Genomic DNA, 8795 nt, shown 5'->3' on the forward strand with positions numbered 1-8795 from the left:
ATCTTGTTGAAATCGACTATTAAGATACTGAAAATCAATAACTTAAACAAGTTTAAGACGTTGTTTTTCAATGAATTAAGCTTGTTTTTTTATCTATTTACCAACCCTTGATTCGCATTATTATCTAAAATACCCTATTGGAGAATTTTCAGTTCCTAAAACAATAACCAAAAATGATATTAAAAATGGATTACGGATATTGAGAATTTTACAAAGGCTGTAGAAAAAGTCACGAAAAATCTTACCGAAGACAAACTTAATTTACCATATAGACCCAATGATTCTCTTAGGCTATGAGTAAGAGATAGATTCTGCATTGCAAAACTTAAAAGGGTACATACTAAACTTGGTATTTTACTTAGTAATTTATCTGATAAGGAATTAAAACGAAAATTCATTCATCCAGAACACGGACTAAGCTTCACCATAGAAAAAACATTGGCCCTTATGCATGGGATAGTAACCATCATTTTGCACATATAAAGCAAGCTTTAGAATTTAAAGGTGAATTCTAAAAATTACATACGCTCAGGCACACCAATACCCAATACGCTAAATGCATTTTTAATAGTTTGTCCTACTTTATTAGAAAGTGCAACTCTAAACCCTTTTTCGTTATCTGAATCAGCACCAAGAATAGATACATTTTGATAAAATGAATTAAAATCCTTCACTAAATCGTAAGTATAATTAGCAATTAAAGCCGGACTGTATTGTTCCGCAGCATTTTGAATAACTAAAGGAAATTGCTCTAATTGTTTTACAAGTTGTTTTTCTTTTTTGTGAAGAACTATATTAGATACATCAAAATCACTAGAGGTTGACTTTCTTATGATAGACTGAATCCTTGCATAGGTATATTGAATAAAAGGCCCTGTATTTCCTTGAAAATCTATCGACTCTTTTGGGTCAAATAAGATTCTCTTTTTAGGATCGACCTTTAAGATATAATATTTTAAAGCCCCTAAACCTATGGTTTTATAGAGATCCTTTTTTTCGTCTTCGTCATAACCTTCAAGTTTTCCCAACTCTTTTGAAATCTCTTCAGCAGTAGCTACCATTTCATCAATTAAATCATCCGCATCTACAACAGTACCTTCTCTACTCTTCATTTTTCCACTTGGCAAGTCTACCATTCCGTAACTTAAGTGGTATAGATTTTTAGCCCAATCGAAGCCCAACTTTTTAAGGATTAAAAACAGTACCTTAAAGTGGTAATCTTGCTCATTACCTACCGTATAGACCATACCACTAACATCTGGATAATCTTTAATACGTTGTATAGCCGTTCCAATATCTTGCGTCATATAAAGGGCTGTACCATCACTACGCAACACTATTTTTTCATCAAGTCCATCTTCGGTTAAATCACACCAAATAGAACCGTCTTCTTTTTTAAAAAACACTCCGGTTTTTAAGCCTTCAGCGATAAACTCTTTTCCTAAGAGATAGGTCTCACTCTCATAATAATATTTATCAAAATCTACACCAATATTTTTATATGTGACTTCAAAACCATCATAAACCCAACTATTCATTTTTTTCCAAAGCGCAACGACTTCTTCATCACCAGCCTCCCATTTGCGAAGCATATTTTGAGCATCTAATAGAATTGGTGCTTTCTTTTTAGCTTCATCTTCAGACTGACCCTGAGCAATCAAACTTTTTATTTCTTCTTTGTAAGCTTTGTCAAACTCCACATAGTAATTTCCAACTAACTTATCTCCCTTTAATCCTGTAGATTCTGGAGTTTCACCATTTCCAAAACGCTGCCACGCCAACATACTTTTACAAATATGTATACCTCTATCGTTTATAATCTGTGTTTTGTAAACGGTTTTTCCTGATGCTTTTAAAATTTCAGATACAGAATAGCCTAAAAGTACATTACGCACGTGCCCTAAATGCAAAGGTTTGTTAGTGTTAGGCGAAGAATACTCCACCATTACTGCTTTATCATCATTAGATTCTGAAAAACCGAAAGTAAGATTGCTCTGTATTGTTTTAAAAAAAATTAAGTAATAACTGTCATCAATCTCCACATTTAAAAAGCCTTTGACGACATTAAACCCTTTTACCAAAGACAAATTATCTACCAAATACTGCCCAATTTGCTCTCCAATAAGTACAGGATTTCCTTTTACTACTCGTAACATCGGGAAAACGACAACAGTAATATCGCCAGCGAATTCTTTTCTGGTAGCTTGAAATTCTACAGATGGTAAATCGGCATCAAACAGAGTTTTTACAGCCGATTTTACTTTGAGTTCTAGGGTATTTTGAAGATTCATAAAAAGTTCTTTTTTCCTTCTTTCAACGCCTGCAAATATAGACCTTTTATTAATTTATAAAATCATCAAAGAAGGAAGACTCTTAATACTAAAAATAAATCTTAAAACAAATATTGCAGATACACCTTAATAAGCTGTAAATAAAGATGTTTAACACATTGTGCATTTCGTCGATGAAAGTTTAGTTCTGCTAAGATCTTTGCTTTTAATCGATTCGTCAATTTTTTTGAAAATTTCAGATATCACTTTGTCTGATTTTTTGGTCTTAAATCCCAAAAATTAGTATTTCCAATTGCATTTAATCATTTTTGAGCTGCTATTAATTTTAGTCTAAACTTATTTATAGAATATTGTTAAGACATGTCTTTCCATCCCTCTGAGAAAGTTGGCCAAACCATAATTAAAACTGTGCCCTAGAGTTTCGAGCTTTATGAAGCAATTAATGATATATGCCATCTGCCTCTGTGCGTTATTCAGCTTTGCCCAAAATGCAAAGATAGATAGCCTTACTTTACGTTTAGCCTATCAAAATCAAGATTCGACCAAAATCGAAACCTCATTACTACTCATCAAAGAACTTTACTCGATAAAGGACTACAATAAAGCTCTTCTATACATTGACCAAAACACTGAATTCTCTAAATCATTAGGTTACAAAAAGGGGTTAGCAGAAAACAATTACATCCGAGCACTTATTCTTAACAACCAAAACGACCGTATCAATGCTGCTAATTATTTTAAAAATGCTCGAGAATATTACTCCGCTATAAATGATACTTTGGGTATTGCTAAAGTAAACGACAGACTTGGTGTTATAGAAATTGAACGTGGAAATTATAAAAAAGGGCTCCAGAATTCGCTTTCTGCAATTTCAATATTTGAAGAAAAGGACTTAAAAGAAGATTTAAGTAATGCCTATAATAACCTTGCAAAGGCCTATTTTAATACCAATAATCTTGAAAAAGCACTACAATACAATAAAAAAGCACTAAGCATAAGAGAGGAATTAGATGATTTGGAAGGTATGAAATATATTCTAAAAAATCTTGGCGAACTGTATGCACAAAAAAATGATTACCGTTTCTCTATAGATAACTACGAACGCATGCTTACGCTTTTAGATTCTGAAAAAGATAAAAACCTTCGAGGTGAAATAATGACAAGTCTTGGTAAATCTTATTTAAAAATTAATGACCTTGAAAAAGCATCAGATCACTTAAGAGAAGGGCTAGCTTACAGTCGTAGACAAAAAGATGAATTAGGAATTTTAAAATCTTTGAATGCCTTTGGTGATTTAAATACTCGAAACAACAGATTAAAGCTTGCAGAAAATCAGCTATATAAAGCAAACAAGTTATGTAAAGAACTAGATAACGACGAAGAGCTTTTATACAATCTAAAACTGAACAGGGATTTAGATAAAAAAAGGAGCTTTTTTGAAGACGCTTTTAACTGGCAAAATCAATACTATGCTTTAAAAGAAAAGTTAGACAGAGAGAGACTTGAAGCACAGGCTCAAAACTTTCAAGATACGATAACCGACGTTTCTAAAGTAGAAGAATTACCGCTGATTGAACCTAAAAAAGAAACTATCGCAGTAGAAGAGGTCGTAAAACCAGAAAGCGATAACAAAGAAAAAACACTTTTAATTTATGGATTGATTGCAGGTCTTGTTTTTATTACTGCTTTACTGATATTTATCTACTTAAAGAACTCTAAAGACACCAAAATTGCAAAAGCATTAACTGAAGAAAATAATACCCTAGCGCTAAAAAATGATCAACTAGAAGAAGTTAATCAGGTAAAAGATAAGTTGTTCTCAATTGTTTCTCACGATTTAAAAGATTCTATATCATCTATAAAAGCATTTTTAGACTTACTTAAAGATGATGATATAACAAAAGAAGAATTTAATAACCTTATACCAGAATTGAGTGAAAATGCAAATAACGCATCTTCATTATTATTTAATCTTTTAAATTGGTCTAAATCTCAAATGCAGAATTTACAACCAAAACCTGAGCTCTTTAATATTCAAGAAATATTTCAAATTAAGATATCTCTTATAGAAAAGAAAGTGAATGACAAAGGCATCATTCTCATAGACGAATCGCGTCGTGAATTTGTTTATGCAGATAGGAGTATGCTTGAAATTGTTATACAAAACTTAATTACAAACGCCGTTAAATTTACAGGAAAAGGTGACGTTATAACGGTATCCAATCAAGATTATAATGGCAAAGTCTTAATTTGTGTAGAAGATACTGGTATTGGTATTTCTGAAGAAAACCAGAAAAAACTATTTAACGCAAAAAAGAACTTTACTACCATAGGTACCGAAAACGAAAAAGGTACTGGACTAGGCTTAACTATTTGTAAAGATTTAGTAGAACTAAACAATGGTCGTGTTTGGGTAGAAAGTACAACAAACATAGGCAGTAAGTTCTTTATCGAACTACCAAAAGCGCCACTTTCTGAATAATATTTTATGTTATTTTTTTGGCAAAAACACCTCAGCCATCATACAACGTGCACTTCCGCCTCCGCAGGTTTCAATAGTATGTAGAGAGCTAGACAAAATTGGACAGTACTTTTCAATTGCCTTTATTTGAGTCTGTGATAAACTCTCATGAGCAGCTTTGCTCATGACTAAATAACGCTGGTTATTATTTCCTCTCAACTGTAGCATGTTTCCTGCAAATTGATGCATTTGTGCTTCAGTTATTGAAATGATTTCTTTACCATCTTGTTTCAAATGCTTTACAACATTTTTGCGTTCTTTTTTATCATCAATACTATCTAAGCAAATTACCGCAAAATTCTCTGCTAAACACATCATGACATTGGTATGATAAATATCAAGTCGCTCTCCATCAACAGTTTGTTTGGCCGTAAAAATAACTGGTGTATATTCAAAATCTTCACAAAACTCTATAAACAAATCTTCATCTGCTCGAGGTGACAGAGCGCAATAAGCTTTCTGGTTAACTCGGTCTAGAAGTAGACTTCCAGTACCTTCTAAAAATACGCCTTCGTCTTCGGCAGATGTGTAATCGACTATATTTTCAATCTTAAAGCCTTCAGATTCAAGCCGCATAAAAACTTCTTCACGTCTTTCTTTACGACGGTTTACAGCAAACATTGGATAAATAGCAATATCTCCATTAGCATGAAAACTTACCCAGTTGTTCGGGAAAACTGAATCTGGTGTATCCATGAGCTTATCATCATTCTCTACGATAACATTGACACCAACAGTTCTTAACTTTTTTACAAAAGCATCAAATTCCTGCTGAGCTTTTGCGTTAATTTCAGCATTCTTTAAATCTAAATCTTCCTGAAAGTAATTGTTAACTGCAGTTTGCTCGTTCGTCCTAAAACTTACAGGACGAATCATTAAAATAGTATCTGTGGTTTGATGCATGTATCTAAATATAAATTAGTGTAAAATTAGTCATTTTTATTGGCTGTATATTCGTCTGAAAAAAGTTTTTTTAGCTTAAAATCACTATGTTTGACTGTCAATAATTTACATCATGAAAAAACTTCTATTTCTCTTTCTTATCATAGTCTCTTGTGCTGAAAAACGAACTAACTCAGATTTTGATTTTACCACTGTTTTTGAAAAAAGTGAAGGTTTAGAAACTGCGACTTACAAGGAAACTATTGATCATTATACTGAATTAGCCAATAACTATGCTGAAGTTTCAATTGAAGCTATTGGCGAAACAGATTCTGGTGAGCCACTTCATATCGTTACATTAAGTCCAAATTTTAATGTGTTTGATTTTGAAGAGTTGAGAAAGAACAATAGAATTCTCCTTATTAATAATGGGATTCATCCAGGAGAGTCTGACGGCATCGACGCCACAATGATGCTCTTTAGAGACATTGTTCAAGGAAAAATTGAAGCACCCAAAAATACCGTATTGGTCACAATCCCAATTTATAATGTTGGCGGAAGCCTCAACAGAAATGCGGAAACACGAACTAATCAAAATGGACCTAAATCCTATGGTTTTAGGGGTAATGCACGCAACTATGATTTAAATCGTGACTTTATAAAAATGGATACCAAAAATTCAAAAAGTTTTGCTAAAATATTTCATATAGTACAGCCCGATGTATTCATTGACAATCACGTAAGTAATGGTGCCGACTATCAATACACCTTAACCCATTTGTTTACACAGCATAACAAATTAGGCGGCGTATTGGGTAGCTATTTACACACCAAGATGATACCGATATTGGAAGAAAAGCTAGAAGCTAAACAATGGGATATCACGCCTTATGTCAATGTTTTTAACCGTACTCCAGAGTCTGGCTTTTCCCAATTTAAAGATTCACCAAGGTATTCAACAGGATATACAGCGCTATTCAATACCTTGGGAATGATGGTTGAAACCCATATGCTAAAACCCTACAAACAACGTGTCGAAGGAACTTACGAACTCATGAAAAGTATGATTGAAATAACTGAAGCTGATGGTGAAAAAATTTCAGCTTTAAGAAAAGAGCAAAAACAGACTTGGGCAGTTGAAGATTTTTATCCTCTTACATGGCAAATTGATACTTCAAAATCTTCGACTTTAAAATTTAAAGGATTTGAAGGTAACAGAATAGAAAGCCAACTCACTGGTGCCAAACGTTTAAAATATGATAACTCAAAACCATTTATAAAAGATGTAAAATACCAGAATTATTTTAAAGCTTCGGACTCTATAGTCATACCAAAAGCGTACATTATACCTAAAGGTATGTATCATGTTATTAAACGCTTAAAACTAAACGATATTGAAATAATTGAACTTAAAAAAGACTCCATATTAAATGTTGAATCTTACAAAATTGAAAATTATAAAACACGCCAATCACCCTACGAAGGACACTATTTACATTACAATACTCAGGTGAAATCTTCAAATAAAAGTTTAGAATTTAAAGCTGGAGATTATCTCGTAAATCTAAATCAAAAAGGGATGCGATACCTACTCGAAACTTTAGAACCAAAAGCGCCAGATTCTTTTTTTAATTGGAATTTTTTCGATACCATTTTACAACAAAAAGAGGGTTTTTCTCCTTACGTTTGGGAAGACAAAGCACAATTACTTTTACGGGCTAATCCTGAACTTCAAATAAAATTCAATGTCAAAAAAAGCTACGATAAAGATTTTGCAAACAATTGGTATGCACAGTTAGATTGGTTGCACAAACAATCTAATAATTACGAGAAAGCACATATGCAATATCCGATTTACAGATTGCATTAAATCTTTTGATACCTTACTCCACAAGCTTCAATACATATTACAAAGTAGGTTAGAAATTGACCATCAATTTCAAACTGATACTCAAAATCTTGAAGACCACAATCTTCTGTTATGAAGAACATATCTTCAGCAGAATAAGTACCTGATGTACTTTCTAATGTATTCTCAAAAATATCGCAAAGTGAACCATTAGATATTATGGTTCCATCATTATTAAAGGTAATAATTTGGTCACTTGCTACTGCTGTAAAGACACCACTTCCGTCACCTGGGTCAGATAATCTAGCAACCATTCTCCAACTACCTAACAACTCTGCTTCAGATTCATCTTTATCGCATGAAAAAAGAAATATAGTAATAAGAATTAAAATTATTTTATTTTTCATTTTTGGGCTTATTCTAATTTGTAGATACAAAAAACGTAAAAAGGTTGCGTGTATAACTTTAAAGTTACACCAAAAGCTTAATATTAGCATAGCTGTTTTCTAGTGCTTTTTTAACCTTCTTTTTACCTAACCATTTTACTTTTGTAATACCTTCTTTTTCCTGTGGTAACAATTTAGCATCATATTTGGTCTTCATTTCAAACCAATAGGTAATCTTTATGCGATAACGTCCACGACGTTTAAAAATATGGTAGGTTACAGGTAATGGCTTAGTAATTTTTAAGCCATCAACGCCTGTTTCTTCTTCTACCTCTCGCATGGATGTTTCCTCAATAGACTCTTTACCTTCAACTTTTCCTTTTGGTAAATCCCATTTATTATTTCTATAGATGAATAATATTTTACCGTCTTCATTATAGACTTTTCCGCCTCCAGCGATGACATTCGGTAACTTTTTAAGGAATTTTTTTAGTAGTTTTTTTTCGTTTTTATCCACCAAGTATACCGCCTTTAAATCTGTACGGTTTAGTAATCTTATCACTTTTCCTAAGTCTACAGACTTAAGTAAAAAGACTTTAAAATCTGTTTCTTTATCAACTTGAGTAGTTAAGTATATGGGCTTGTCACCTACATAAATTGTTTGCATCGAAGGCTAGCTTGTATTTTATATTGTAAATGTATTATTTTTTTGATACAGCATCTGAATTAAAATAATTTAATTGAGTTACACGTTTAGTTTCTGTTTTAATTGATTTTGATATATTGGTTTACTTTCTACCATTCTTGTAATTGTTTTATGAAAGATACTCGTCTTAAATTGAGAACGATTAATTCTAAAACAAAAC

The 8795-nt window shown here is 32.4% G+C and carries 6 protein-coding genes and 1 pseudogene; 2 read left to right on the forward strand and 5 right to left on the reverse strand.

The window, feature by feature from the left end; translation table 11 throughout:
- Positions 1 to 518 precede the first annotated feature (518 nt).
- Positions 519 to 2291 (reverse strand): arginine--tRNA ligase, encoded by a 1773-nt coding sequence (gene argS / locus HKP48_RS03310; protein WP_296342801.1) that lies wholly within the window; start codon positions 2289 to 2291, stop codon positions 519 to 521.
- Between the two features lie 430 nt (positions 2292 to 2721).
- On the opposite strand from argS, the gene HKP48_RS03315 reads away from it, so the two are divergent.
- On the forward strand, positions 2722 to 4773 hold the full coding sequence (locus tag HKP48_RS03315; protein WP_296342803.1) for a tetratricopeptide repeat-containing sensor histidine kinase: 2052 nt from the start codon (positions 2722 to 2724) through the stop codon (positions 4771 to 4773).
- 9 nt (positions 4774 to 4782) lie between these two features.
- Here the strand turns inward: HKP48_RS03315 and ctlX are convergent, their stop codons facing one another.
- Positions 4783 to 5715 carry a citrulline utilization hydrolase CtlX gene (ctlX, locus tag HKP48_RS03320; RefSeq protein WP_296342806.1) on the reverse strand — a complete coding sequence of 311 codons (933 nt, stop codon included), beginning with the start codon at positions 5713 to 5715 and terminating at the stop codon, positions 4783 to 4785.
- Positions 5716 to 5827: 112 nt separating this feature from the next.
- Here ctlX and HKP48_RS03325 point away from each other — a divergent pair, with 112 nt between their 5' ends.
- On the forward strand, positions 5828 to 7564 hold the full coding sequence (locus HKP48_RS03325) for a M14 family metallopeptidase (protein ID WP_296342809.1): 1737 nt from the start codon (positions 5828 to 5830) through the stop codon (positions 7562 to 7564).
- Here HKP48_RS03325 and HKP48_RS03330 read toward each other — a convergent pair.
- The 3 genes and pseudogenes from HKP48_RS03330 to HKP48_RS03340 all read right to left on the reverse strand — a co-directional run.
- The gene (locus HKP48_RS03330) at positions 7561 to 7950 is read right to left on the reverse strand and encodes a hypothetical protein (protein WP_296342811.1); all 390 of its coding nucleotides are present in this window, start codon (positions 7948 to 7950) and stop codon (positions 7561 to 7563) included. The genes HKP48_RS03325 and HKP48_RS03330 overlap by 4 nt on opposite strands.
- A 64-nt stretch (positions 7951 to 8014) precedes the next feature.
- On the reverse strand, positions 8015 to 8596 hold the full coding sequence (locus HKP48_RS03335; protein ID WP_296342814.1) for an NUDIX domain-containing protein: 582 nt from the start codon (positions 8594 to 8596) through the stop codon (positions 8015 to 8017).
- Positions 8597 to 8674: 78 nt separating this feature from the next.
- A pseudogene (locus HKP48_RS03340) lies at positions 8675 to 8795 on the reverse strand (IS1595 family transposase); the annotation flags it as partial.

The sequence above is a fragment of the Winogradskyella sp. genome, assembly GCF_013042245.1.
Taxonomy (GTDB): Bacteria; Bacteroidota; Bacteroidia; order Flavobacteriales; family Flavobacteriaceae; genus Winogradskyella.